A 23,105-nucleotide genomic window follows, 5' to 3' on the forward strand; every position below is an offset into this window, starting at 1 on the left:
AGGGATGCCGCTCCAGTCTCAGCTCAATCAAGCTGAGGCAGCTTCTCAGCTTCGACCATCAGGTCCTAAACCGCGCCACCAACCCATTCAGGTCCACCGCCAGCCGCGACAGCTCGGCACTCGCCGCGCTGGTCTGATGCGCCCCGGTGGCGCTCTGCACCGACAGGTCGTTGATGTTCACCAGGTTGCGGTCCACCTCGCGGGCCACCTGGGCCTGCTCTTCCGCCGCGCTGGCGATCACCAGGTTACGCTCGTTGATCTGCGCCACCGCGCCAGCGATGGTGTCCAGCGCCAGACCCGCGCCACGGGCGATGTTCAGGGTCGACTCGGCGCGTTCGGTGCTGGTGCGCATCGAGTCCACGGCCTGCTCGGTGCCGCCCTGGATGCTGCCGATCATCCGCTCGATCTCGCTGGTGGACTGCTGGGTGCGATGCGCCAGTGCGCGCACCTCGTCGGCGACCACGGCGAAGCCACGACCGGCCTCGCCGGCGCGGGCGGCCTCGATGGCGGCGTTGAGCGCCAGCAGGTTGGTCTGGTCGGCCAGGCCACGGATCACGTCGAGCACCTTGCCGATATCGCGGGACTGCTCGGCCAGGTGGGTGATCAGCTTGGCGGTGGACTGCACGTCGCCGCTCATGCGCTCGATGGCGCCCACGGTCTCCATCACCAGGTCACGGCCATCGCCGGCCGAACGGCTGGCTTCGCTGGAGGCCTCGGAGGTGCTCACCGCGTTGCGCGCCACTTCCTCGACCGCGCTGGTCATCTCGGTGACGGCGGTGGCGGCCTGCTCGATTTCGTTGTTCTGCTGCTGCAGGCCACGGGCGCTTTCGTCGGTGACGCTGTTCAGCTCTTCAGCGGCGGAGGCCAGCTGGGTGGCGGAGCCGGCGATCAGCTGCAGGGTGTCGCGCAGCTTGTCCTGCATCTTGGCCATGGCCTTGAGCAGGCGCGCGGCCTCGTCGGTGCCCTCGGCATCGATGTGGTGAGTGAGGTCGCCTTCGGCGATCTGCTCGGCGGACTTCAGCGCCTCATCGATGGGCTTGACGATGCTGCGGGTGAGCAGGAAGGCGAACAGCAGGGTCAGCACCGTGGCGGCGACCAGCAGGCCGATCACCAGGCCGAAGGCGCCGCTGTACTGGGCGGCGGCCTGGTCGTTGGTGGCGCTGGTCTGGTCGGTGTTGATGCGTACCAGGGTGTCCATGATCTTGTTGATCTGCTCGGAGTTGTCCAGCAGGTCGCGGTTGAGCAGGTCGCGCAGGGCGTCCAGATCACCGGCCTGGCTCAGTGTGCGCATGCGCGCCTCGAGCTGGCGGTACTGGTTGAGCAGCAGGCCGTACTGGTCGAAGGCGGCCTTCTCGTCGGCGGCGGTCACCAGCGGCTCGTAGGCGCGGCGGGCCTTGTCGATCTGCGCGTTGCGCTCGTCCAGCAGGCGCAGGGTGTCCTGCTGGGTGGCCGGCTCGCGGTTGAGCAGCAAGCGGTAGGACAGGGTACGCAGGCGCAGGTTGAGCGCGGTCAGCTCGTCGAGGGTCTTGATGCTGGGCACGCTGATTTCCTCGATGGTCACCCCGGCCTGGCGGATGTTGCCCATCTGGATCAGCGAGAACACGCCGAGGCCCAGCATCAGCAGACCGATCACGGCGAACCCGAGCAGTGCGCGCGGCGCGATATTCATATTGCGTAAGGACATGGAGGCAGTTCCCAAGGCAGAAGAGGTGCCGCGATCCATGCGACGAAAGAAGACCTGCCTGCCTATCGGTCGTGACCGGCCAGTCTTGAGTCCGTCATGCAAAAATTGTGAGGCAGCTAACTATTTTCCTGACCAGCGGTTGATCCAGGTCGGAACAAGGGGGCCGATCCTGGGTCAACCTGAACCAGGCAAACACCTTTTGAATCCGATATTTAATGGCGGGGGCGGCGGTTTTTCCTTATCGTGTGCGCCCTTTGCAACAACCCGAGATAGACGCATGTTGGAAACTTCCCTGAATCAACTCGAGCAACTGGTCAGCGACCTGATGCACAAGAACGCGCAACTGGCCGAGCAGAACGCCAGCCTCGGCCAGGAACTGGCCCAGGCCAAGGAAGAGAACGACAGCCTGCAGTTGTCGCTGATGGAGCAGGAAGAGAAGCACGGCGCCACCGCCGCCCGCATCCAGGCCCTGGTCGAGCGCGCCAGCGCAGGTGTCGTGAACGCATGAGACTGCAAGCGCAGCCGGTCAATGTCGTGTCGATCCTGGGCAACGACTATTCGCTCAAGGCGCCCGAAGGCCAGGAAGAAACCCTCTCCCAGGCCGTGCGCATGCTCAACGTCGCGCTGGCTGAAACCAAGCGCAACTACCCGACCCTGATCGGCGACAAGCTGCTGGTGCTGGCCGCCCTGAACCTGTGCTCCAAGCAGATCGAACTGCAGCGCGAGCATGACCGCACCCTAGAGCGCACCCAGGCGCAGATCGACGCCACGGTCGATGCCATCAGCAAGGCCGTCTCCGACGTCTGACTGACGCCATCGCGAACTTCGTGGGAGTGAGCTTGCCCCGCGATGCGGGCGAGCCATCCTGTCGCAGATCACTGGAACAACTGGATACTTAAGTGTATACACTTCCCGAAAAACAATAATTATCGGGGAGTGGGGCATGCGTATCTGGCGGCGGAGCATCCAATGGCAACTGATTGCAAGCATGGGCGCCGCCCTGCTGGCGAGCATCCTGGTGGTGGTGGTGATCTATACGATGGCGCTCAACCGCCTCACCGAGCGCTACCTGGTCGACACGGCGTTGCCCGCCAGCGTCGAGGCCATCCGCAACGATATCGAGCGCATGCTCGGCCAGCCGCTGGTGGCGGCGGCGGACATTGCCGGCAACACCCTCCTGCGCGACTGGCTGGCCGCCGGTGAAGCCCCGGCCGAGCTGCCGCGCTTCATCGAATACCTGGACGCGGCCAAGCAGCGCAACCACGCCTTCACCACCCTGTTCGCCTCGAGCGTCACCGGCCACTACTACAACGAGAAGGGGCTGGACCGCACCCTCAGCCGCGCCAACCCCAAGGACAAGTGGTTCTACGGCTACATCGACAGCGGTGCCGAGCGCCTGATCAACATCGATATCGACGGCTCCACCGGCGAGCTGGCGCTGTTCATCGATTATCGTGTCGAGAAGGACGGCCAACTGGTCGGCGTGGCTGGCATGGGCCTGCGCATGACCGAGCTGTCGAAGCTGATTCACGACTTCAGTTTCGGCGAGCACGGCAAAGTGTTCCTGGTGCGCAACGACGGCCTGATCCAGGTCCATCCTAACCAGCAGTTCAGCGGCAAGCGCCAACTTGCCGAGCAGTTGGACGTCGAGGCGGCCAAGGCCGTGCTGGTGGGCGGTGATGGCCTGCGCAGCAGCCGTTTCCAGCGTGATGGCGAGGACTACCTGGCCTTGGGCCTGCCTTTGCGAGATCTGAACTGGACCTTGGTGGCCGAGGTGCCGGAAGCCGAGATATACGCCCAGGCCCGCCAGGCCATTTGGCAGACCTGCCTGATTGGCGGCGGCGTGGCGCTGCTGTCGTTATTGCTGGTGGTGCTGCTGGCGCGTGGGCTGGTCCGGCCCATTCGCCAGGTCACCGCCGCATTGGTGCAGATCGGCGGTGGCGCGGGGGACCTCAGTCATCGCCTGGACGACTCGCGCCAGGACGAACTGGGCGACCTGGCCCGTGGCTTCAACCGCTTCCTCGACAGCCAGCGTGGCCTGATCGGTGAAGTGCTGCGCACCACCGAGCGCCTGCACCTGTCGGTGGCGCAGGTGACCCGGGTGGTGGACAACACCGCCGAGCGCTCGGGCCGCCAGCAGGAGATGACCGAGATGGTCGCCACCGCTGTGCACGAGATGGGCCTGACCGTGCAGGACATCGCCCAGAACGCCGGTTCCGCCGCCCATGCCTCGCAGTCGGCGCGCGACGAGGCGCTGCAGGCGCGGGAGGTGGTGCGCCGCTCCATCCACAATATCGAAGGCATGTCCGGGGAAATCGGCCGCGCCGCCGAGGCGGTGACGCAACTGGCCGACGAGGTTGCCTCGATCGACGAAGTGCTGGCGGTGATCCGCAGTATTTCCGAGCAGACCAACCTGCTGGCGCTGAACGCCGCCATCGAAGCGGCGCGGGCCGGCGAGATGGGCCGGGGCTTCGCCGTGGTGGCCGATGAGGTCCGGACCCTGGCGCGGCGGACCCAGGTGTCCACCGACGAGGTGCAGCAGATGATCCACCGTCTCAAGCAGGGCGCGGGCACCGCCGTGGCATCGATGCAGGCGGGGCAGCAGGCGACCGGTAACGGGGTCGAGTCGAGCCAGCGCACGGGGGCTTCACTGGGGGCGATCACCGATCAGGTCGAGCGCATCAGCGGCATGAACGAGCAGGTGGCCACGGCGACCGAGGAGCAGTCGGCGGTGACCGAGGAGATCAACCGCACGGTGCAGGGGATTTCCGACCTGGCGCGGCAGACGGCCAGTGAAGTGCAGGGGTGTCGCGAGGAATGCCAGGCGTTGCGTGGGTTGGCTGATGACCTGGCGCGGCAGATGGGTGGGTTCCGCCTCTAGCTCATCGCGGGGCAAGCCCGTTCCCACAAGTGCCTTGGAATGGGCGTGGGAGCGGGCTAGCCCCGCGATGGCGATTGATCAGGTGCCGAAGATCGCGCGGATATCCGCCGCCAGTTCACGCACCCGGGCTTCCTGGGTATCCCACGAGCACATGAACCGTGCCCCACCGCTACCAATGAAGGTATAGAACCGCCACCCCTTGTTTCGCAGCACTTCCAGCGCATGCTCCGGCATCTGCAGGAACACCCCGTTGGCTTCCACCGGGAACATCAGCTCCACCTCCGGCAAATCGCTCACCAGCGACGCCAGCAGCTGCGCGCAGTGGTTGGCATGCTTGCCATGGCGCATCCACGCGCCGTCTTCGAGCAGACCAACCCATGGCGCCGACAGGAAACGCATCTTCGATGCCAACTGCCCGGCCTGCTTGCAGCGGTAGTCAAAGTCCTCGGCCAGGTCGCGGTTGAAGAACAGGATTGCCTCGCCCACCGCCATGCCGTTCTTGGTGCCGCCGAAGCACAGCACATCGACCCCGGCCTTCCAGGTCAGTTCGGCCGGCGAACAGCCGAGGAACGCGCAGGCGTTGGTAAAGCGCGCGCCGTCCATGTGCAGGTTCAGGCCCAGCTCCTTGCAGGTGGCGCTGATCGCCTTGAGCTCGTCGGGGCGGTACACGGTGCCCACCTCGGTGGCCTGGGTGATGGTCACCACGCGGGGCTTGGGGTAGTGGATGTCCTGGCGCTTGAGCGCCACTTCGCGGATCGACTCGGGCGTCAGCTTGCCGTTGACGCTGGCGGCGGTCAGCAGCTTGGAGCCGTTGGAGAAGAACTCCGGCGCGCCGCATTCGTCGGTCTCGACGTGGGCGGTCTCGGAGCAGATCACGCTGTGGTAGCTCTGGCACAGCGAGGCCAGGGCCAGGGAGTTGGCAGCGGTGCCGTTGAAGGCGAAGAACACCTCGCAGTCGGTCTCGAACAGCTTGCGGAAGTATTCCGAGGCGCGTTCGGTCCACTGGTCGTCGCCGTAGGCGCGTTGGTGGCCCTGGTTGGCCTTTTCCATGGCGGCCCAGGCTTCGGGGCAGATGCCGGAGTAGTTGTCGCTGGCGAATTGTTGGTTGTTGTCGGTCATGACGCCTGTCCTTTTGTACGACGCAGGAACGCACTCTAAACCATCGATTTGGTGGTTGCCTATACAGGCCAACGCTATCCCTGTGGGAGCCGGCTTGCCGGCGATAGCGTCCGCTCAACCAGCGATGGTTCTGCGTCTGGCCCCATCGCCGGCAAGCCGGCTCCCACAGGGCTGTGTGGCGCTTGGGGTAGCAATGTCGTAAACGCGCCATTGCAAGGCGCGCGCAGGCATCTGTGTCCCGGTGCCCGGTCATACCATCGCTGCAAAGGGTGGGAAAACCCTCACCAGACAAGAAACGATCGCTGCCGGGAGATACACGATGTTCAGCAAGCAAGACCAGATCCAGGGTTATGACGACGCACTGCTGGCGGCGATGAATGCCGAGGAACAGCGCCAGGAAGATCACATCGAGCTGATTGCCTCGGAGAACTACACCAGCAAGCGCGTGATGCAGGCCCAGGGCAGCGGCCTGACCAACAAGTACGCCGAAGGCTATCCGGGCAAGCGCTACTACGGTGGCTGCGAGCATGTGGACAAGGTCGAAGCACTGGCCATCGAGCGCGCCAAGCAGCTGTTCGGCGCCGACTACGCCAACGTCCAGCCGCACTCCGGCTCCTCGGCCAACGGCGCCGTGTACCTGGCCCTGCTGCAGGCCGGCGACACCATCCTGGGCATGAGTCTGGCTCACGGCGGCCACTTGACCCACGGCGCCAAGGTGTCGTCCTCGGGCAAGCTGTACAACGCCGTGCAGTATGGCATTGACACCACTACCGGGCTGATCGACTACGACGAAGTCGAGCGCCTGGCCGTCGAGCACAAGCCGAAGATGATCGTCGCCGGCTTCTCGGCCTACTCGAAGACCCTCGATTTCCCGCGTTTCCGCCAGATCGCCGATAAAGTCGGCGCGCTGCTGTTCGTCGACATGGCCCACGTCGCCGGCCTGGTCGCCGCCGGCCTGTACCCGAACCCGATCCCCTTCGCCGACGTGGTCACCACCACCACCCACAAGACCCTGCGCGGTCCGCGTGGAGGCCTGATCCTGGCCAGGTCCAACGAAGAGATCGAGAAAAAGCTCAACGCCGCCGTGTTCCCCGGCGCCCAGGGCGGCCCGCTGATGCACGTGATCGCCGCCAAGGCGGTGTGCTTCAAGGAAGCACTGGAGCCTGGCTTCAAGGCCTACCAGAAGCAAGTCATCGAAAACGCCCAGGCCATGGCCCAGGTGTTCATCGACCGCGGCTACGACGTGGTCTCCGGCGGCACCGACAACCACCTGTTCCTGGTCAGCCTGATCCGCCAGGGCCTGACCGGCAAGGACGCCGACGCCGCCCTCGGTCGCGCCCATATCACCGTCAACAAGAACGCCGTGCCCAACGACCCGCAGTCGCCGTTCGTTACCTCGGGCCTGCGCATCGGCACCCCGGCCGTCACCACCCGTGGCTTCAAGGTCGCCCAGTGCGTGGCGCTGGCCGGCTGGATCTGCGATGTGCTGGACAACCTGGGCGACGCCGATGTCGAGGCCGATGTGGCCAAGAACGTCGCTGCCCTGTGCGCCGACTTCCCGGTCTACCGCTGAGTGGAGCAGAACACCATGCAACGTTATTCGGGCTTCGGCCTCTTCAAGCACTCCCTCAGCCACCACGAGAACTGGCAGCGCATGTGGCGCACGCCGACGCCGAAGAAGGTCTACGACGTGGTCATCGTCGGCGGTGGCGGCCATGGCCTGGCTACCGCCTACTACCTGGCGAAAGAGCACGGCATCACCAACGTGGCGGTGGTCGAGAAGGGCTACCTGGGCGGCGGCAACACCGCCCGCAACACCACCATCGTGCGTTCCAACTACCTGTGGGACGAGTCGGCGCACCTCTACGAACATGCCATGAAGCTGTGGGAAGGGCTGTCCCAGGACATCAACTACAACGTGATGTTCTCCCAGCGCGGCGTGTACAACCTGTGCCATACCCTGCAGGACATCCGCGACTCCGAGCGCCGGGTCAACGCCAACCGCCTCAATGGCGTGGACGGCGAGCTGATCCGCACCGAGCAGGTCGCGGCCGAGATCCCGTACCTGGACTGCTCGAAGAACACCCGCTATCCGATCCTCGGCGCCACCGTGCAGCGCCGTGGTGGCGTGGCCCGTCACGACGCCGTGGCCTGGGGCTTCGCCCGTGCCGCCGACGCCCTGGGCGTGGACCTGATCCAGCAGACCGAGGTGATCGGCTTCCGTAAAGAGAATGGCGCCGTGATCGGCGTCGAAACCAACAAGGGCTTCATCGGCGCCAAGCGCGTCGGCGTGGTCACTGCGGGTAACTCCGGCCACATGGCCAAGCTGGCGGGCTTTCGCCTGCCGCTGGAATCGCACCCGTTGCAGGCACTGGTATCGGAGCCGATCAAGCCGATCATCGACAGCGTGATCATGTCCAACGCCGTGCACGGCTACATCAGCCAGTCCGACAAGGGCGATTTGGTGATCGGCGCCGGTATCGACGGCTGGGTCGGCTACGGCCAGCGCGGCTCGTACCCGGTCATCGAGCACACCCTGCAGGCGATCGTCGAGATGTTCCCGATCCTCTCCCGCGTGCGCATGAACCGCCAGTGGGGCGGCATCGTCGACACCACCCCCGACGCCTGCCCGATCATCTCCAAGACCCCGGTGAAGAACATGTTCTTCAACTGCGGCTGGGGCACCGGCGGCTTCAAGGCCACCCCGGGCTCGGGCAACGTGTTTGCCGCGAGCCTGGCCAAGGGCGAGATGCACCCGCTGGCCGCGCCTTTCTCCATCGACCGTTTCTACAACGGCGCGCTGATCGACGAACACGGCGCCGCTGCCGTCGCCCACTGACCCGGAGACAACCGTCATGTTGCAAATCTTCTGTCCCCACTGCGGCGAGCTGCGCTCCGAGGAAGAGTTCCACGCGTCGGGCCAGGCGCACATCGCCCGCCCGCTGGACCCGAACGCCTGCTCCGACGAGGAGTGGGGCACCTACATGTTCTTCCGCGACAACCCGCGCGGCATCCACCATGAGCTGTGGGACCACGTCGCGGGCTGTCGCCAGTACTTCAACGTCACCCGCGACACCGTGACCTACGAGATCCTGGAAACCTACAAGATCGGCGAGAAGCCTCAGGTCACCGCTACTTCGAAGCAAAGCACCGCGCCAGCGACCGCCAAGGGCCAAGGGGAAAAAGTATGAGCCAGACCTATCGCCTCGCCAGCGGCGGCCGTATCGACCGCAGCAAGGTGCTGAACTTCAGCTTCAACGGCAAGACCTACCAGGGCTATGCCGGGGACACGCTGGCCGCCGCGCTGCTGGCCAACGGCGTCGACATCGTCGGGCGCAGCTTCAAGTACTCGCGCCCGCGCGGGATCATCGCCGCCGGCACCGAAGAGCCGAATGCGATCCTGCAGATCGGTTCCAGCGAAGCCACCCAGATCCCTAACGTGCGCGCCACCCAGCAGGCCCTGTATGCAGGCCTGGTGGCCACCAGCACCAACGGCTGGCCGAACGTCAACAACGACATGATGGGCATCATCGGCAAGGTCGGCGGCAACATGATGCCGCCCGGGTTCTACTACAAGACCTTCATGTACCCCAAGTCGTTCTGGATGACCTACGAGAAGTACATCCGCAAGGCGGCGGGCCTCGGCCGTGCGCCGCTGCAGAACGATCCGGACAGCTACGACTACATGAACCAGCACTGCGACGTGCTGATCGTCGGTGCCGGCCCTGCCGGCCTGGCCGCCGCGCTGGCTGCTGCCCGTAGCGGTGCCCGAGTGATCCTGGCCGACGAGCAGGAGGAGTTCGGCGGCACCTTGCTCGACAGCCGCGAAACCCTCGATGGCAAACCGGCCGCCGATTGGGTCAACGCCGTCGTTGCCGAGTTGGAGTCGCTGCCGGAAGTTACCCTGCTGCCACGCAGCACGGTCAACGGCTATCACGACCACAACTTCCTCACCATCCACGAACGCCTCACCGATCACCTCGGCGACCGTGCGCCGATTGGCCAGGTACGCCAACGCGTGCACCGTGTACGTGCCAACCGTGTAGTACTGGCCGCTGGCGCCCACGAGCGTCCGCTGGTGTATGGCAACAACGACCTGCCGGGCAACATGTTGGCTGGCGCGGTCTCGACTTATGTGCGCCGTTACGGCGTGGCTCCGGGCCGCAAGCTGGTGCTGTCGACCAACAATGACCACGCCTACCGTTGCGCGCTGGACTGGCACGATGCCGGCCTGCAAGTGGTCGCCATCGCCGATGCCCGCCACAACCCGCGTGGCTCGCTGGTCGAAGAGGCCCGCGCCAAAGGTATCCGTATCCTTACCTCCAGCGCCGTGATCGAGGCCAAGGGCAGCAAGCACGTCACCGGCGCCCGCGTGGCCGCCATCGATGTGCAGGCGCACAAGGTCACCAGCCCGGGTGAAACCCTCGAGTGCGATCTGATCGCGACTTCCGGCGGTTACAGCCCAGTGGTCCATCTGGCCTCGCACCTGGGCGGTCGCCCGGTCTGGCGTGAAGACATCCTCGGCTTCGTGCCGGGCGACGCACCGCAGAAGCGTGTGTGCGTTGGTGGCGTGAACGGAGTCTATGCCCTGGGCGATGTGATCGCCGACGGCTTCGAAGGCGGCGTGCGTGCGGCCACCGAGGCCGGTTTCAAGGCCAGCGCCGGCACCCTGCCGAAAACCCTGGCGCGCAAGGAAGAGGCCACCGTGGCGCTGTTCCAGGTGCCCCACGACAAGGGCACCGCCCGTGCGCCGAAGCAGTTCGTCGACCAGCAGAACGACGTCACCGCCGCTGCCATCGAGCTGGCCACCCGCGAGGGCTTCGAGTCGGTCGAGCACGTCAAGCGCTATACCGCGCTGGGCTTCGGCACCGACCAGGGCAAGCTGGGCAACATCAACGGCCTGGCCATCGCCGCCCGTTCGCTCGGGATAGGCATCCCGGAAATGGGCACCACCATGTTCCGCCCCAACTACACGCCGGTGACCTTCGGCGCAGTGGCGGGCCGGCACTGTGGCCACCTGTTCGAGCCGGTGCGCTTCACCGCCCTGCATGCCTGGCACATCAAGAACGGCGCCGAGTTCGAGGACGTTGGCCAGTGGAAGCGCCCGTGGTACTTCCCCAAGCCCGGCGAAGATATCCACACCGCCGTGGCCCGCGAATGCAAGGCCGTGCGTGACAGCGTCGGCCTGCTGGACGCCTCGACCCTGGGCAAGATCGACATCCAGGGCGCGGACGCCCGCGAGTTCCTCAACCGCATCTACACCAACGCCTGGACCAAGCTCGACGTGGGCAAGGCCCGCTACGGCCTGATGTGCAAGGAAGACGGCATGGTCTTCGACGACGGCGTCACCGCCTGCGTCGGCGACAACCACTTCATCATGACCACCACCACTGGCGGCGCCGCCCGCGTGCTGCAGTGGCTGGAGCTGTACCACCAGACCGAATGGCCAGAGATGAAGGTGTACTTCACCTCGGTCACCGACCACTGGGCGACCATGACCTTGTCCGGCCCCAACAGCCGCAAGCTGCTGGCCGAGGTCAGCGACATCGACCTGGACAAGGAAGGCTTCCCGTTCATGAGCTGGAAGGAAGGCCTGGTCGGCGGCGTGCCGGCGCGGGTGTTCCGCATCTCGTTCACCGGCGAGCTGTCGTATGAGATCAACGTCCAGGCCAACTACGCCATGGGCGTGCTGGAGCAGATCGTCGAGGCGGGCAAGAAGTACAACCTGACCCCGTACGGCACCGAGACCATGCACGTACTGCGCGCCGAGAAGGGCTTCATCATCGTTGGCCAGGACACCGACGGCTCGATGACCCCGGACGACCTCAACATGAGCTGGTGCGTGGGCCGCAACAAGGCCTTCTCGTGGATCGGCCTGCGCGGCATGAACCGTGAAGACACCGTGCGCGAGAACCGCAAGCAGCTGGTGGGCCTCAAGCCTGTGGACCCGAATGTGTGGCTGCCGGAAGGTGCCCAGCTGGTGTTCGATCCGAAGCAGCCGATCCCGATGGACATGGTCGGCCACGTCACCTCCAGCTACGCGGCCAACTCCCTGGGCTATTCGTTCGCCATGGGCGTGGTCAAGGGCGGTCTCAAGCGTCTGGGCGAGCGGGTGTATTCGCCCCAGGCCGACGGCAGCGTGATCGAGGCCGAGATCGTGTCTTCGGTGTTCTTCGATCCGAAGGGCGAGCGGCAGAACGTTTGATACCAGGCCCTGTGGGGGCAGGCCGGGCCTCATCGCCGGCAAGCCGGCTCCCACAGGATCGGAGCAGATTTCGGGGTTCACGCGGTCCCTGTGGGAGCTGGCTTGCCAGCGATAGGGCCGATGGATTCAGTCGAAAAGCTGCGTCTCTTCGACGAACAAGCATTCAAGGCAGGTAAGAAATGAGCGCTATCAACGTCTTCCAGCAAAACCCCGGCAGCGATGCCAAGGCCCAGTCGCCGCTGCACCACGCCGACCTGGCCAGCCTGGTCGGCAAGGGCCGCAAGAACGCAGGCGTGACCCTGCGCGAAAAGAAACTCCTCGGCCACCTGACTATCCGTGGCAATGGTCACGACCAGGCCTTCGCCGGCGGCGTGCACAAGGCCCTTGGCCTGGAGCTGCCGGTGGCCCTGACCGTGGTCGCCAACAACGAGATGTCGCTGCAATGGGTGGGCCCGGACGAATGGCTGCTGATCGTCCCCGGCGGCCAGGAGTTCGCCGTCGAGCAGAAGCTGCGCGATGCCCTCGACGGCCAGCACATCCAGGTGGTCAACGTCAGCGGCGGGCAGACCCTGCTCGAACTGCGCGGCCCCAATGTGCGCGACGTGCTGATGAAATCCACCAGCTATGATGTACACCCGAACAACTTCCCGGTGGGCAAGGCCGTCGGCACCGTGTTCGCCAAGTCGCAGCTGGTGATCCGCCGCACCGCCGAGGACACCTGGGAGCTGGTGATCCGCCGCAGCTTCTCCGACTACTGGTGGCTGTGGCTGCAGGACGCGTCGGCCGAGTACGGCCTGGCCATCGAAGCGTAAGGAGCATTACCCATGAGTCGGGCACCGGACACCTGGATTCTCACTGCTGACTGCCCGAGCATGCTCGGCACGGTCGATGTGGTGACGCGTCATCTCTACGAGCAGCGCTGCTACGTCACCGAGCACCATTCCTTCGATGACCGGCTGTCGGGGCGGTTCTTCATTCGCGTGGAGTTCCGCGTCCCGGATGGCTTCGACGAGGATGCCTTCCGTGCGGGGCTGGCCGAGCGCAGCGAGGCGTTCGGCATGGCCTTCGAGCTGGTCGCGCCGAATCACCGCCCCAAGGTGGTGATCATGGTGTCCAAGGCCGATCATTGCCTGAACGATCTGCTGTACCGCCAGCGCATCGGCCAGCTGGCCATGGATGTGGTCGCGGTGGTGTCCAACCATCCTGACCTGGAGCCGCTGGCGCACTGGCACAAGATTCCCTACTACCATTTCGCCCTCGATCCGAATGACAAGCCGGCGCAGGAGCGTAAGGTGCTGCAGGTGATCGAGGAAAGCGGCGCCGAGCTGGTCATCCTCGCCCGCTACATGCAGGTGCTGTCGCCGGAGCTGTGTCGGCGGCTGGATGGCTGGGCGATCAACATCCACCACTCGCTGCTGCCCGGGTTCAAGGGCGCCAAACCGTATCACCAAGCCTACAACAAGGGCGTGAAGATGGTTGGCGCCACGGCGCACTACATCAACAACGACCTGGACGAAGGGCCGATCATCGCCCAGGGCGTGGAGGTGGTGGACCATGCGCATTATCCCGAGGATTTGATCGCCAAGGGGCGCGATATCGAGTGCCTGACCCTGGCGCGGGCTGTTGGTTATCACATCGAAAGAAGGGTGTTTTTGAACGCCAATCGTACTGTTGTTCTCTGAGCCGATGCCATCGCGGGGCAAGCCCGCTCCCACGTATACAGCGTGGGAGCGGGCTTGCCCCGCGATGCTTTTTTACGACAGATAGTGCGCCGCAAACAGGCATCCCCCTGTCGCATCCAGTCACCGCCCCAGCGCCCATCCAGCCCACAATCCCCTTCATCCAGTAACACAGGCCGCCCACGGAAAGGCGGCGCTTTCCACCACCGCTGCATAAATACAAATCAAGCGAGGTAAGAAGCATGTCTGGTAACCGTGGAGTGGTGTATCTCGGCGCGGGCAAGGTCGAGGTGCAGAAGATCGACTACCCCAAGATGCAGGACCCGCGCGGCAAGAAGATCGAGCACGGCGTCATCCTCAAGGTGGTCTCCACCAACATCTGCGGCTCCGACCAGCACATGGTCCGCGGCCGCACCACCGCCCAGGTCGGCCTGGTCCTGGGCCACGAAATCACTGGTGAAATCGTCGAAATGGGCCGTGACGTCGAACGCCTGAAAATCGGCGACCTGGTGTCGGTACCCTTCAACGTCGCCTGCGGCCGCTGCCGCTCGTGCAAGGAGATGCACACCGGCGTCTGCCTCACCGTCAACCCGGCCCGCGCCGGCGGCGCCTACGGCTATGTCGACATGGGCGACTGGACCGGCGGCCAGGCCGAGTACGTGCTGGTGCCCTACGCCGACTTCAACCTGCTGAAACTGCCCAACCGCGACAAGGCCATGGAGAAGATCCGCGACCTGACCTGCCTGTCCGACATCCTCCCCACCGGTTACCACGGCGCGGTCACCGCCGGTGTCGGCCCGGGCAGCACCGTGTACGTCGCGGGTGCCGGCCCGGTCGGCCTGGCCGCCGCCGCTTCCGCCCGCCTGCTGGGCGCCGCCTGCGTGATCGTCGGCGACCTCAACCCGGCCCGGCTGGCCCACGCCAAGTCGCAAGGTTTCGAAGTGGTCGACCTGTCCAAGGACACCCCGCTGCACGAGCAGATCATCGATATCCTCGGTGAGCCGGAAGTGGACTGCGCCGTCGATGCCGTCGGCTTCGAGGCCCGTGGCCATGGTCATGAAGGTGCCAAGCACGAGGCCCCGGCCACCGTGCTCAACTCGCTGATGCAGGTGACCCGCGTGGCCGGCAAGATCGGTATTCCGGGCCTTTACGTGACCGAAGACCCGGGTGCGGTGGATGCCGCCGCGAAGATCGGCGCCCTGAGCATCCGCTTCGGCCTGGGCTGGGCCAAGTCACACAGCTTCCACACCGGGCAGACCCCGACCATGAAGTACAACCGCCAGCTGATGCAGGCGATCATGTGGGATCGCATCAATATCGCCGAGGTGGTGGGGGTGCAGGTGATCAGCCTGGATCAGGCGCCGGAGGGGTATGGCGAGTTTGATGCGGGGGTGCCGAAGAAGTTTGTGATTGATCCGCATAGGACGTTTAGTGCTGCTTGATAAGAACAGCCAGAGCCCCACTAAGGGGCTCTACTCTTTAGTTTGTATTGCTGCGTGTATTTGAGTTTGAGTCGACGGGCTGCATGATGTCGTCGTATATTGCATTGAACGCTGTAGTGCCAATATTTTGCTCGATAAGGTCAAGTTCGGTATTTAGCTTTCTGAAGCTATTTTGGTATTCGGTCACTTTATTTTGTAGTGCGGTGCGTGCCTTCTCAAGATCAATCATTTTACCGAGAATCTTGTCCTTGCGTTCTTCTGCTTTGGCCCTATCACTGGGATGTAGACCTGAGCGCCTATTGTGCAGGCCATAATCTTTTTTGAGACTGACCTGGATGTTTTCAAGTTTTGGACTTAGTTTTTCTTCGGCCCGTTTATTCATACTTATTTCAGATGTTGTTGACTGTATTTTTGCTTTGATCTCTAATTGCCGGCTTAGGATGCTACCGATTTGTTGTCGAGGGGACAGTTGGGTTTGTTTCGAGGCACGCTGCATGTGGCCGCTGGGGTCGATATTGTTGATTGGATCCCCTGAGCAATATGAGTAAGGATTGAGTCCTCCAGCTTCGAACGGACTTAAACTATCTGGAGAATTGAAACGCATCAATGCAGGGTTGTAGGTGCGGTAGCCGTTTCCGAGCAGGTAGCCTCCCATGGGTGTGCGGAACTCACCGTTGAAACCAAGTGATGATTTTGTCGAGAAGGGTAACTTCTCACTTCCATAGGCGGTGTATGAAAAAGCATGCACTGCTACTAAACGGTGATGCCGTAGTATTGAACCGGACATATCAGTTGATAGCAGCGTCGGTGAAGCGTGTCGTATTGACTCCCGTTTCATACGAGCTCCAAAGCAAGGAAGTGGAGTTTGACTCTGCCGGGTGGTCTGGCAACAGACAACTGGCAAAAATGCTAGGCTGCGGCCCCCCCTACCTATCCTTCAGCAGATTCCAGATCGCCTGGGGGCAGGCGTATGCGCTGGCCAGTGCGGTGGAAAACAGAGCTGGCCAGTAAATGTCCATCGCGGGCCTTGCAATGAACACCGATGGCCGGCCCGGAACAAACCCCCGGCGCTCCAGTCCAACCCCTCGTTTCCCGGCCATTCCGGCCGACGAGGTCCCTCCCGATGAAAGCATTCACCCTGGCAACCCTGATGACCCTGGCCGCAAGCCCGGTGTTCGCCTTCAACCTCAGCGACGCGGCCAATGCCGTCTCGGCCATGCAGAACCAGAATCAACAGGGCCAGGTGCAGGCCCCGGCTGGCCAGGCCAACTTGCTCAACACCTTGGGCAGCGAATTGAAGATCACCCCCGAGCAGGCCATCGGTGGCGCCGGGGCGATGCTGGGGCTGGCGCGCAACAACCTCAGCGGTGACGACTATGGGCAACTGACCAAGGCCGTGCCGGGGCTGGACCTGCTGTCGGGCACCAATGCGCTGGGTGGGTTGAGCGGGCTGGGGCAGTTGCTGGGTAATGACAAGAACAGTTCGGCGCTGAGCAACGCGCTGGGCGGTGAGGTGCAGAACCGCAACGACCTGGACACCGCCTTCAAGGCGCTGGGCATGGATACCGGGATGATCGGGCAGTTTGCGCCGTTGATCCTGCAGTACCTGGGGCAGCAGGGGATTGCCGGGTCGTTGTTGCAGAACCTGGGGAGTTTGTGGAATACACCTGCGCCGCTGAGCCAGCCATCGGTCTGAGCGCCTGACGCGGGTCCTGTAGGAGCGGCCTTGCCGAGGCGTCGGACCGGTCGGAAAGGGCTGCGTAGCAGCCCCGGCGATTGATGTGTTAACGCCGAAACCCTGGGGCCGCTGTGCGGCCCTTTCGCGACACAAGGCCGCTCTTACAAGGGACCGCGAAATCCTGTGGGCGCGGGCTTGCCCGCGATTAGGCCATTGGCTTCAACGCATCTCGGCGCGCAGTTCCTCGATCCGCTGGTCCTTCTCCAGCCACAGCTGGTTCACCCAGGCCTGCACGGTCTGGCGGAAGGCCGGATCGTTCTCGTAGTCGCCTTCACTCAGCGCCGGATCCAGTTCGCGCACGCGGATGTCGATGATCACCCGGCTGATGCTGCCGTTGAGCAGGTCCCAGAACCCCGGCGCCTTGTTGCCGGGGTAGACGATGGTGACGTCGAGCAGCGCATCCAGCTGCTCGCCCAGCGCCGCCAGCACGAAGGCTACGCCGCCAGCCTTGGGCTTAAGCAGGTGGCGGTAGGGCGACTGCTGCTGTTGACGCTTGGCCTCGGTGAAACGGGTGCCTTCGAGGTAGTTGACCACGGTCACCGGCTGGCGCTTGAACAGCTCGCAGGCGGCCTTGGTGATCTCCAGGTCCTTGCCCTTGAGTTCGGGATGCTTGTCGAGGAAGGCCTTGCTGTAGCGCTTCATGAACGGGTAATCCAGGCCCCACCAGGCCAGGCCCAGCAGTGGTACCCAGATCAGCTCCTTCTTGAGGAAGAACTTGAAGAACGGCACGCGGCGGTTGAGGCTCTCGATCAGCGCCGGGATATCGACCCAGGTCTGGTGGTTGCTGACGCACAGGTAAGAGGTGTCCTGGCGCAGGGTATCGACACCACGGATATCCCACTGGGTGGGGATGCACAGGGCAAAGATGGCCTTGTCGATTTCCGACCAGGTCTCGGCGATCCACATCACCGCGGCCGACGCGTAGTCGCGGCCACGGCCGGGCAGTACCAGCTTGAGCAGGGCGAAGACCAGCAACGGGCCGATCAGCACCAGGGTGTTGAGCAGCAGCAGGGTGAGGGTGAGGATGCCGGTCAGCAGGCGACGCATAAAGGGACTCTTGTTGTCTAAGGTGAACGGTTGGCAATGATAAGCAGGGTCTGGCCCTTAGCCAAACGTCGTACGTCCATTAACTGGGACAAATGTTTCACATTGTGTTGTTTACCCTGTTGCAGCGAACCTATCCTGCCTGCGCAGTCTAAGCACTGACCCCTCTCAAGGAAGCCTGCCCCGTGAAACCCCTGCTTGCCCTGCTGTCCCTTCTGGCGCTGCCGGTGATGGCCGCCGAGCCCACCCTGTATGGCCGCTACGAGAACATCGCCCTGCCGGAGATCGGTGAAACCCTGAAAGCCAAGATGGACACCGGTGCGTACACCGCGTCGCTGTCGGCCAAGGACATCGAGCAGTTCACCCGCGATGGCGAGGACTGGGTGCGTTTCCGCCTGGCGACCAAGGATGCCGACGGCAAGGTCTACGAACACAAGCTGGCGCGCATCAGCAAGATCAAGAACCGCGCCGACGAGGAAGACGAAGGCGATGCCCCCGAGCTGTCACGCCGCCCGGTGGTCGACCTGGAACTGTGCCTGGGCGACGTGAAGCGCACCGTGGAGGTCAACCTGGTCGACCGCAGCAGCTTCAACTACCCGCTGCTGGTGGGCGCCAAGGCCCTGCGCGAGTTCAAGGCGGCGGTGAACCCGGCGAAGAAGTTCACGGCGGGCAAGCCGGACTGCTGATTTCGCATTGGGGGCGCTTTACGCCCCTTTCGCGGCACAAGGCCGCTCCTACAGGTATTCGCATTTTCCTGTAGGAGTGGCCTTGTGCCGCGAAAGGGCCCGCGAAGACAACAAGGATTGCACTGGCTGGCGAACTTGCTTCACAGTCCAGCCTTTGCCCCAGCAAGGCCGGACGCCATGCCCCACATCCTTATCGTCGAAGACGAATCCGCCATCGCCGACACCCTGGTCTACGCCCTGCAGGCCGACGGCCACAGCACCGAGTGGGTGACCCTCGGCAGCGCCGCCGTCGAGCAGCAGCGCCAGCGTCCGGCCGACCTGGTGATCCTCGACATCGGCCTGCCCGACATCAACGGTTTCGAGACCTGCCGCCAGTTGCGCCGCTTCAGCGAGGTGCCGGTGATGTTCCTCAGCGCCCGCGACGCCGAGATCGACCGGGTGCTGGGCCTGGAGATCGGTGCCGACGACTACGTGGTCAAACCCTTCAGCCCCCGTGAGGTGGCGGCGCGGGTGAGAGCGATCCTCAAGCGCATGGCGCCCAGGTCGGACGCGGCCAGCGAAAGCACGCCGTTCCAGCTCGACACCCTGGCCATGCGCATCAGCTACCGTGGCCAGCCGCTGACGCTGACCCGCCACGAGTTCCGCCTGCTGCAGAGCCTGCTCGAGCAACCGCGCCGGGTATTCAGCCGCGAACAGCTGCTCGACGGCCTGGGCGTGGCTTCGGACGTCGGCTATGAGCGCACCATCGACAGCCATATCAAGAGCCTGCGCGCCAAGCTGCGCCAGGTCGCGCCCGACGCCGAGGCGATCCAGACCCACCGCGGCCTGGGTTACAGCTACAGTCCGGAACACGCCTGATGCGCTTGGGGATTCGTATCTTCCTGGTGTACTTTCTGTTCGTCGGCCTGGCGGGCTACTTCCTGCTCAACACGGTGCGCGAGCAGATCCGCCCGGTGGTGCGGCAATCATCGGAAGAAACCCTGGTGGACACTGCCAACCTGCTGGCCGAGATCCTTCACGATGATGTGAAGAACGGTACCCTGACCCAGAGCCGCCTGTCGCAGGTGCTCGCCTCCTATGGCGAGCGGCGCCCGAGCGCGCAGATCTGGGGGCTGGCGAAGAACCAGGTCAGCCACCGCATCTACGTGACCGACGCCAAGGGCATCGTCCTGCTCGATTCCAGCGGCCAGGACCTGGGCAAGGACTACTCGCGTTGGAACGATGTCTACCTGACCCTGCGCGGCCAGTACGGCGCCCGCTCGACCCGCAGCGACCCGGACGACGAAAGCACTTCGGTGATGCATGTGGCGGCGCCGATCCTCGACCAGGGCCAGGTCATCGGCGTGGTCACGGTGGCCAAGCCCAACAGCTCGCTGCAGCCCTACATCGACCGCTCCGAGCGGCGCCTGCTCACCCTTGGGTTGGGGTTGATCGTGCTGGGGCTGCTGGTCGGCGCGGCCTTGTCGTGGTGGCTGACCCGCTCGCTGCGCCGGCTCACCCATTACGCCCAGGCGGTCAGCGAGGGCGAGCGCGCCGCGCTGCCGCACTACAAGGGTGGCGAGCTGTTGCAGCTGGCCACGGCGGTGGAGCGCATGCGCACCCAGCTGGAGGGCAAGGCCTATGTCGAGCGCTATGTGCATACGCTCACCCATGAACTCAAGAGCCCGCTGGCGGCGATCCGCGGCGCCTCGGAGCTGCTGCAGGGCGACATGCCGCAAGAGCAGCGGGCGCGCTTCGCCGGCAATATCGAGCGTGAGAGCGAGCGCCTGCAGCAGATGATCGAGCGCCTGCTCAACCTGGCGCGGGTCGAGCAGATGCAGGCTCTGGAAGATGAACAGCAGGTCGCGGTGGCAGCGCTGATCGACGAACTGCTGCTGGCTCATGGCGCGCGGATCGACGCCGCCGGATTGCAGGTGCGCCAGCGCATCCCGGCGGGCGTCAGGTTGCTGTGCGATCCGTTTCTGATGCGCCAGGCCCTGGCCAACCTGCTGGACAACGCGCTGGATTTCACCCCCGAGCGAGGCGCGCTGGCCTTCGAGTTGGAGCGGGACGGCGAGCGAGTGGCCCTGAGCCTGTTCAACCAGGGGCAGGCGATTCCCGAATACGCCTTGGGGCGGGTCAGCGAGCGGTTCTATTCGTTGCCAAGGCCTGGGACCGGTCGCAAGAGCACCGGGCTGGGGCTGAATTTCGTGGCCGAGGTGATGCAACTGCACGGCGGGACGCTGGCGGTGGACAACGTCGAGGGTGGGGTGCGGGTGAGGTTGTGGCTGCCTGCGCGTCGACTCAGCTGAGAGGCAGGTACCCTGTGGGAGCGGGCTTGCCCCGCGATAAGGCCAGCCCAGGCAACATCACTGCCTGAGCGGGCCTTATCGCGGGGCAAGCCCGCTCCCACGGTTGCCGTCCAAGCAATCTCCACACAATCTCCACATTCCCTCCCCGAGGGCTCCACGCGGCGGGCAGACACTGCCCACATCGCAAACGGAGCCCAACCCCATGAACAAGACCCTAGGTTTCAAGCTTGGCCTGATCGCCGTGCTGATCCTGCTGCTGCTGATTCCCCTGCTGATGATCGGCGGCCTGATCGACGAGCGCCAGCAACTGCGCAACAACGTGCTGGGCGAGATCGCCGCGAGCTCCAGCTTCGACCAGCTGGTCAGCGGTCCGGTGCTGGTGGTGCCCTATCGCAAGTACGAGCGGCGCTGGATCGACAAGGACGGCACGAGCGTCCAGGAGACCACCACGATGCACGGCAACCTCTACTTCCTGCCGGAAACCTTCGCGATGGATGTGGGCGTTGATACCGAGCTGCGCGCCCGCGGCATCTACCAGGCGCGGCTGTTCCATGCCAAAAGCCAGATCAGCGGTCGTTTCAAGCTGCCTGAGCGCTGGGGAATCGAGAAGGACTACGACGACTACCGCTTCGACAAGCCGTTCCTGATGGTCGGCATCAGCGATATTCGCGGCATCGAGAACAGCCTGGAGCTGACCCTGGATGACCAGCGCCTGCCGTTCGAGGCCGGCAGCGGTGTCGACTGGCTGTCCGGTGGCGTGCATGTGGCCCTGCCGCAATTGAGCGACCAGAAAGCCCGTGAGTTCGACTACGCCTTCGACTTGGCCCTGCTGGGCACCGGCCAGCTGGCGGTGCTGCCGGTCGGCCGCAGCACCACGGTGGACATGCGCGCCAACTGGCCGCACCCGAGCTTCGTCGGCAGCTATCTGCCCAGCCGCCGAGCGATCGACGAGAAGGGCTTCAGCGCCCACTGGCAGACCTCGTTCTTCGCCACCAACCTGGAAGAGTCCATGCGCCTTTGCGCGACCGTCGGCAAGTGTGGCGAATTCAACGAGCGTGCTTTTGGCGTGAGCTTCGTCGACCCGGTGGACCAGTACCTCAAGAGCGAACGGGCGATCAAGTATGCGCTGCTGTTCATTGCCCTGACCTTTGCCGGCTTCTTCCTGTTCGAGGTGCTGAAGAACCTCAGCGTGCACCCGGTGCAGTACATCCTGGTGGGTGTGGCCCTGGCGTTCTTCTACTTGCTGTTGCTGTCGCTGTCCGAGCACCTGGGGTTTGGCCTGGCCTATGGGCTGTCGGCGTCAGGGTGCGTGCTGCTGATCGGCTTCTACCTGGTTCATGTGCTGCGCAGCCTGGGGCGTGGGATTGGCTTTGCGGCGGGGCTGGCGGCGTTGTACGCGATGCTCTACGGGCTGCTCAGTGCCGAGGACTATGCGTTGTTGATGGGCTCGCTGCTGTGCTTTGGCCTGCTGGGCGTGTTCATGGTGCTGACCCGGCGGCTGGACTGGTCGCGGGTGGGGAGGGGGGTATGAGGGAGGATAGAGAGATTGGGCGGTGGTTGGCTGCGAGGATTGGTCAGTTGTTTCCTGTGGTACCGAGGTGAATTCTGGGGCTGCTGTGCAGCCCTTTCGCGGCACAAGGCCGCTCCTACAGGGTTGAGTGGACTCCTGTAGGAGCGGCCTTGTGCCGCGAAACGAGGGCGCAGCCCTCGCCGGCGGCGTCTCAGGCTACCGGAGCGGTAGCCACCATCGACGGCCGCTGGCTCACCTCGGCATACCACGCCGCCAGCCCCGGATACAGCCCACGCCAATCGAACTCAGGCTGGCGCAGGTCCAGATACCCCAACGCACAGGCCACTCCGATCGCGGCGATATCGAACCCCGAGGCGATCTCAGCCAGGTGCTCGCGCTCCAGGCTCGCCAGGCTGCGGCGGATCTTCTCGCCCTGTGCCTGCACCCAACCGTCCCACTGCTTGTCCGCCGGGCGCAGGAAGGTCTCGTAGCGGGTGGCCACCGCCGCGTCCATGATCGCGTCGGCCTGGGAGGCCAGGGTCAGTCGCCGCCAGCGTGCCGAGCCCTCGCGGGGGATCAGTGGCATGCCGACGTGCTGGCTGTCGAGGTATTCACAGATCACCCGGCTGTCGTGCAGCACGCTGCCGTCGTCCAGGCGCAGGGCCGGGATCTTGCCGATCGGGTTGCCCTGGTTGAGCTGCGCGTCGCCGTTCACCGGGCTGATGTTCACGCCCTGCACGGTGACGCGGTCCAGCTGGCCGGTCTCGTGCAGCACGATCATCACCTTGCGCACGAACGGCGACAGCGGCGAATGGAACAGGATCAT

20 protein-coding genes and 2 pseudogenes are annotated in these 23,105 nt (G+C 64.4%); 16 read left to right on the plus strand and 6 right to left on the minus strand.

The window, feature by feature from the left end; translation table 11 throughout:
* Positions 1–58: 58 nt before the first annotated feature.
* A complete protein-coding gene (locus HU751_RS27350; protein ID WP_371349951.1) occupies positions 59–931 on the minus strand; it encodes a methyl-accepting chemotaxis protein in 873 nt (290 codons plus the stop codon).
* Positions 914–1,723 (minus strand): annotated as a pseudogene (locus HU751_RS27355) (MCP four helix bundle domain-containing protein); the annotation flags it as partial. The gene HU751_RS27350 and the pseudogene HU751_RS27355, both read right to left, overlap by 18 nt.
* Positions 1,724–1,961: 238 nt before the next feature.
* Here HU751_RS27355 and HU751_RS17095 point away from each other — a divergent pair.
* The 4 genes and pseudogenes from HU751_RS17095 to HU751_RS27365 all read left to right on the plus strand — a co-directional run bounded on the left by HU751_RS17095 (position 1,962) and on the right by HU751_RS27365 (position 4,565).
* Positions 1,962–2,192 (plus strand): hypothetical protein, encoded by a 231-nt coding sequence (locus HU751_RS17095; protein ID WP_028688440.1) that lies wholly within the window; start codon positions 1,962–1,964, stop codon positions 2,190–2,192.
* Entirely contained in the window at positions 2,189–2,491 is a 303-nt protein-coding gene (locus HU751_RS17100) for a cell division protein ZapA (protein WP_028688439.1), read from the plus strand. Before HU751_RS17095 ends, HU751_RS17100 begins: the two co-directional genes overlap by 4 nt.
* A 232-nt stretch (positions 2,492–2,723) precedes the next feature.
* Positions 2,724–3,701 (plus strand): annotated as a pseudogene (locus HU751_RS27360) (HAMP domain-containing protein); the annotation flags it as partial.
* Positions 3,702–3,836: 135 nt separating this feature from the next.
* Positions 3,837–4,565: a methyl-accepting chemotaxis protein gene (locus tag HU751_RS27365; protein ID WP_371263117.1), complete on the plus strand. Its 729-nt coding sequence runs from the start codon at positions 3,837–3,839 to the stop codon at positions 4,563–4,565.
* Between the two features lie 78 nt (positions 4,566–4,643).
* Here the strand turns inward: HU751_RS27365 and HU751_RS17110 are convergent, their stop codons facing one another.
* Complete coding sequence (locus HU751_RS17110; protein WP_186731741.1) at positions 4,644–5,684, minus strand: threonine aldolase family protein; 1,041 nt, start codon at positions 5,682–5,684, stop codon at positions 4,644–4,646.
* 319 nt (positions 5,685–6,003) lie between these two features.
* Here HU751_RS17110 and HU751_RS17115 point away from each other — a divergent pair, with 319 nt between their 5' ends.
* From HU751_RS17115 to fdhA, 7 genes are all read left to right on the plus strand, one after another.
* Complete coding sequence (locus HU751_RS17115; protein WP_186731740.1) at positions 6,004–7,257, plus strand: serine hydroxymethyltransferase; 1,254 nt, start codon at positions 6,004–6,006, stop codon at positions 7,255–7,257.
* A 15-nt stretch (positions 7,258–7,272) separates the two neighbouring features.
* Positions 7,273–8,523 carry a sarcosine oxidase subunit beta family protein gene (locus HU751_RS17120; RefSeq protein WP_110735299.1) on the plus strand — a complete coding sequence of 417 codons (1,251 nt, stop codon included), beginning with the start codon at positions 7,273–7,275 and terminating at the stop codon, positions 8,521–8,523.
* Between the two features lie 16 nt (positions 8,524–8,539).
* Positions 8,540–8,875, plus strand: coding sequence for a sarcosine oxidase subunit delta (locus HU751_RS17125; RefSeq protein WP_011536147.1), 336 nt, complete (start codon positions 8,540–8,542; stop codon positions 8,873–8,875).
* A complete protein-coding gene (locus tag HU751_RS17130) occupies positions 8,872–11,889 on the plus strand; it encodes a sarcosine oxidase subunit alpha (RefSeq protein ID WP_186731739.1) in 3,018 nt (1,005 codons plus the stop codon). Before HU751_RS17125 ends, HU751_RS17130 begins: the two co-directional genes overlap by 4 nt.
* 179 nt (positions 11,890–12,068) lie before the next feature.
* Positions 12,069–12,701, plus strand: coding sequence for a sarcosine oxidase subunit gamma (locus tag HU751_RS17135; RefSeq protein ID WP_186731738.1), 633 nt, complete (start codon positions 12,069–12,071; stop codon positions 12,699–12,701).
* Between the two features lie 12 nt (positions 12,702–12,713).
* Positions 12,714–13,571: a formyltetrahydrofolate deformylase gene (gene purU, locus HU751_RS17140; RefSeq protein WP_186712622.1), complete on the plus strand. Its 858-nt coding sequence runs from the start codon at positions 12,714–12,716 to the stop codon at positions 13,569–13,571.
* Between the two features lie 239 nt (positions 13,572–13,810).
* A complete protein-coding gene (gene fdhA / locus HU751_RS17145) occupies positions 13,811–15,010 on the plus strand; it encodes a formaldehyde dehydrogenase, glutathione-independent (RefSeq protein ID WP_186731737.1) in 1,200 nt (399 codons plus the stop codon).
* Between the two features lie 37 nt (positions 15,011–15,047).
* On the opposite strand, the gene HU751_RS27370 is transcribed toward fdhA, so the two are convergent.
* Complete coding sequence (locus HU751_RS27370; RefSeq protein ID WP_186731736.1) at positions 15,048–15,848, minus strand: RHS repeat-associated core domain-containing protein; 801 nt, start codon at positions 15,846–15,848, stop codon at positions 15,048–15,050.
* A 285-nt stretch (positions 15,849–16,133) separates the two neighbouring features.
* On the opposite strand from HU751_RS27370, the gene HU751_RS17155 reads away from it, so the two are divergent.
* Complete coding sequence (locus tag HU751_RS17155; RefSeq protein ID WP_186731735.1) at positions 16,134–16,706, plus strand: DUF2780 domain-containing protein; 573 nt, start codon at positions 16,134–16,136, stop codon at positions 16,704–16,706.
* Between the two features lie 201 nt (positions 16,707–16,907).
* Here HU751_RS17155 and yihG read toward each other — a convergent pair whose 3' ends face one another.
* Positions 16,908–17,795 (minus strand): 1-acylglycerol-3-phosphate O-acyltransferase, YihG family, encoded by an 888-nt coding sequence (yihG, locus tag HU751_RS17160; protein ID WP_186731734.1) that lies wholly within the window; start codon positions 17,793–17,795, stop codon positions 16,908–16,910.
* A 182-nt stretch (positions 17,796–17,977) separates the two neighbouring features.
* Here yihG and rloA2 point away from each other — a divergent pair, with 182 nt between their 5' ends.
* The 4 genes from rloA2 (at position 17,978) to creD (ending at position 22,300) form a co-directional block, all read left to right on the plus strand.
* Positions 17,978–18,478 (plus strand): retropepsin-like aspartic peptidase RloA2, encoded by a 501-nt coding sequence (rloA2, locus tag HU751_RS17165; protein WP_186731733.1) that lies wholly within the window; start codon positions 17,978–17,980, stop codon positions 18,476–18,478.
* Between the two features lie 177 nt (positions 18,479–18,655).
* Positions 18,656–19,336 (plus strand): two-component system response regulator CreB, encoded by a 681-nt coding sequence (creB, locus tag HU751_RS17170; RefSeq protein ID WP_186731732.1) that lies wholly within the window; start codon positions 18,656–18,658, stop codon positions 19,334–19,336.
* A complete protein-coding gene (gene creC, locus HU751_RS17175; protein ID WP_186731731.1) occupies positions 19,336–20,769 on the plus strand; it encodes a two-component system sensor histidine kinase CreC in 1,434 nt (477 codons plus the stop codon). Before creB ends, creC begins: the two co-directional genes overlap by 1 nt.
* 202 nt (positions 20,770–20,971) lie before the next feature.
* Positions 20,972–22,300 carry a cell envelope integrity protein CreD gene (gene creD, locus HU751_RS17180; protein WP_186731730.1) on the plus strand — a complete coding sequence of 443 codons (1,329 nt, stop codon included), beginning with the start codon at positions 20,972–20,974 and terminating at the stop codon, positions 22,298–22,300.
* A gap of 190 nt (positions 22,301–22,490) precedes the next feature.
* Here creD and HU751_RS17185 read toward each other — a convergent pair whose 3' ends face one another.
* Positions 22,491–23,105: a glutathione S-transferase gene (locus HU751_RS17185; protein WP_186731729.1), complete on the minus strand. Its 615-nt coding sequence runs from the start codon at positions 23,103–23,105 to the stop codon at positions 22,491–22,493.

The organism is Pseudomonas peradeniyensis (genome assembly GCF_014268935.2).
GTDB classification, from domain to species: Bacteria; Pseudomonadota; Gammaproteobacteria; order Pseudomonadales; family Pseudomonadaceae; genus Aquipseudomonas; species Aquipseudomonas peradeniyensis.

What these genes read in the sequence shown, in the direction of transcription:
- HU751_RS17185 (WP_186731729.1), bottom strand. Translation starts at nt 23,105, where the DNA reads ATGATCCTGTTCCATTCGCCGCTGTCGCCGTTCGTGCGCAAGGTGATG.
- HU751_RS17115 (WP_186731740.1), top strand. Translation starts at nt 6,004, where the DNA reads ATGTTCAGCAAGCAAGACCAGATCCAGGGTTATGACGACGCACTGCTG.
- yihG (WP_186731734.1), bottom strand. Translation starts at nt 17,795, where the DNA reads ATGCGTCGCCTGCTGACCGGCATCCTCACCCTCACCCTGCTGCTGCTC.
- purU (WP_186712622.1), top strand. Translation starts at nt 12,714, where the DNA reads ATGAGTCGGGCACCGGACACCTGGATTCTCACTGCTGACTGCCCGAGC.
- HU751_RS27370 (WP_186731736.1), bottom strand. Translation starts at nt 15,848, where the DNA reads ATGAAACGGGAGTCAATACGACACGCTTCACCGACGCTGCTATCAACT.
- HU751_RS27350 (WP_371349951.1), bottom strand. Translation starts at nt 931, where the DNA reads ATGGCCAAGATGCAGGACAAGCTGCGCGACACCCTGCAGCTGATCGCC.
- creD (WP_186731730.1), top strand. Translation starts at nt 20,972, where the DNA reads ATGAACAAGACCCTAGGTTTCAAGCTTGGCCTGATCGCCGTGCTGATC.
- creC (WP_186731731.1), top strand. Translation starts at nt 19,336, where the DNA reads ATGCGCTTGGGGATTCGTATCTTCCTGGTGTACTTTCTGTTCGTCGGC.
- HU751_RS17110 (WP_186731741.1), bottom strand. Translation starts at nt 5,684, where the DNA reads ATGACCGACAACAACCAACAATTCGCCAGCGACAACTACTCCGGCATC.
- HU751_RS17125 (WP_011536147.1), top strand. Translation starts at nt 8,540, where the DNA reads ATGTTGCAAATCTTCTGTCCCCACTGCGGCGAGCTGCGCTCCGAGGAA.
- fdhA (WP_186731737.1), top strand. Translation starts at nt 13,811, where the DNA reads ATGTCTGGTAACCGTGGAGTGGTGTATCTCGGCGCGGGCAAGGTCGAG.
- HU751_RS17120 (WP_110735299.1), top strand. Translation starts at nt 7,273, where the DNA reads ATGCAACGTTATTCGGGCTTCGGCCTCTTCAAGCACTCCCTCAGCCAC.
- HU751_RS17155 (WP_186731735.1), top strand. Translation starts at nt 16,134, where the DNA reads ATGAAAGCATTCACCCTGGCAACCCTGATGACCCTGGCCGCAAGCCCG.
- HU751_RS17130 (WP_186731739.1), top strand. Translation starts at nt 8,872, where the DNA reads ATGAGCCAGACCTATCGCCTCGCCAGCGGCGGCCGTATCGACCGCAGC.
- HU751_RS17135 (WP_186731738.1), top strand. Translation starts at nt 12,069, where the DNA reads ATGAGCGCTATCAACGTCTTCCAGCAAAACCCCGGCAGCGATGCCAAG.
- creB (WP_186731732.1), top strand. Translation starts at nt 18,656, where the DNA reads ATGCCCCACATCCTTATCGTCGAAGACGAATCCGCCATCGCCGACACC.
- HU751_RS27365 (WP_371263117.1), top strand. Translation starts at nt 3,837, where the DNA reads ATGGTCGCCACCGCTGTGCACGAGATGGGCCTGACCGTGCAGGACATC.
- HU751_RS17100 (WP_028688439.1), top strand. Translation starts at nt 2,189, where the DNA reads ATGAGACTGCAAGCGCAGCCGGTCAATGTCGTGTCGATCCTGGGCAAC.
- HU751_RS17095 (WP_028688440.1), top strand. Translation starts at nt 1,962, where the DNA reads ATGTTGGAAACTTCCCTGAATCAACTCGAGCAACTGGTCAGCGACCTG.